General features: G+C 48.5%; 1 rRNA gene. It reads right to left on the bottom strand.

The annotated features are described in order from the left end of the window. Positions 1–75 precede the first annotated feature (75 nt). Positions 76–1,628: ribosomal RNA gene (locus BTM19_RS12855) — 16S ribosomal RNA — on the bottom strand. Positions 1,629–1,759: the final 131 nt, after the last annotated feature.

Genomic DNA, 1,759 nt, shown 5'->3' with positions numbered 1-1,759 from the left:
TCAAAACTGAATACAATATGTCAATGTTATTCCTATTTCATCTTCGTAAGAAGATGTTTCCGAATATATCCTTAGAAAGGAGGTGATCCAGCCGCACCTTCCGATACGGCTACCTTGTTACGACTTCACCCCAATCATTTGTCCCACCTTCGACGGCTAGCTCCATAAATGGTTACTCCACCGGCTTCGGGTGTTACAAACTCTCGTGGTGTGACGGGCGGTGTGTACAAGACCCGGGAACGTATTCACCGTAGCATGCTGATCTACGATTACTAGCGATTCCAGCTTCATGTAGTCGAGTTGCAGACTACAATCCGAACTGAGAACAACTTTATGGGATTTGCATGACCTCGCGGTTTAGCTGCCCTTTGTATTGTCCATTGTAGCACGTGTGTAGCCCAAATCATAAGGGGCATGATGATTTGACGTCATCCCCACCTTCCTCCGGTTTGTCACCGGCAGTCAACCTAGAGTGCCCAACTTAATGATGGCAACTAAGCTTAAGGGTTGCGCTCGTTGCGGGACTTAACCCAACATCTCACGACACGAGCTGACGACAACCATGCACCACCTGTCACTTTGTCCCCCGAAGGGGAAGGCTCTATCTCTAGAGTTTTCAAAGGATGTCAAGATTTGGTAAGGTTCTTCGCGTTGCTTCGAATTAAACCACATGCTCCACCGCTTGTGCGGGTCCCCGTCAATTCCTTTGAGTTTCAACCTTGCGGTCGTACTCCCCAGGCGGAGTGCTTAATGCGTTAGCTGCAGCACTAAGGGGCGGAAACCCCCTAACACTTAGCACTCATCGTTTACGGCGTGGACTACCAGGGTATCTAATCCTGTTTGATCCCCACGCTTTCGCACATCAGCGTCAGTTACAGACCAGAAAGTCGCCTTCGCCACTGGTGTTCCTCCATATCTCTGCGCATTTCACCGCTACACATGGAATTCCACTTTCCTCTTCTGCACTCAAGTTTCCCAGTTTCCAATGACCCTCCACGGTTGAGCCGTGGGCTTTCACATCAGACTTAAGAAACCGCCTACGCGCGCTTTACGCCCAATAATTCCGGATAACGCTTGCCACCTACGTATTACCGCGGCTGCTGGCACGTAGTTAGCCGTGGCTTTCTGATTAGGTACCGTCAAGATGTGCACAGTTACTTACACATTTGTTCTTCCCTAATAACAGAGTTTTACGAGCCGAAACCCTTCATCACTCACGCGGCGTTGCTCCGTCAGGCTTTCGCCCATTGCGGAAGATTCCCTACTGCTGCCTCCCGTAGGAGTCTGGACCGTGTCTCAGTTCCAGTGTGGCCGATCACCCTCTCAGGTCGGCTACGTATCGTCGCCTTGGTAAGCCGTTACCTTACCAACTAGCTAATACGGCGCGGGTCCATCTATAAGTGATAGCAAAACCATCTTTCACTTTAGAACCATGCGGTTCTAAATGTTATCCGGTATTAGCTCCGGTTTCCCGAAGTTATCCCAGTCTTATAGGTAGGTTACCCACGTGTTACTCACCCGTCCGCCGCTAACTTCAAAGGAGCAAGCTCCTTATCTGTTCGCTCGACTTGCATGTATTAGGCACGCCGCCAGCGTTCATCCTGAGCCAGGATCAAACTCTCCATAAATGAATTATGATGTTTGATTAGCTCATAAAATACTAATTTGTGTTATCTCTAACACTTGTTTTGAACCAACAATTTAATGTTGCGTTCGGAATTAACGTTGACATATTGCAATTCAGTTTTCAATGTTCATT

It is taken from the genome of Staphylococcus xylosus (assembly GCF_002732165.1).
In the GTDB taxonomy this organism is placed as follows: Bacteria; Bacillota; Bacilli; order Staphylococcales; family Staphylococcaceae; genus Staphylococcus; species Staphylococcus xylosus.
This window is presented reverse-complemented; position numbering and strand designations above follow the sequence as displayed.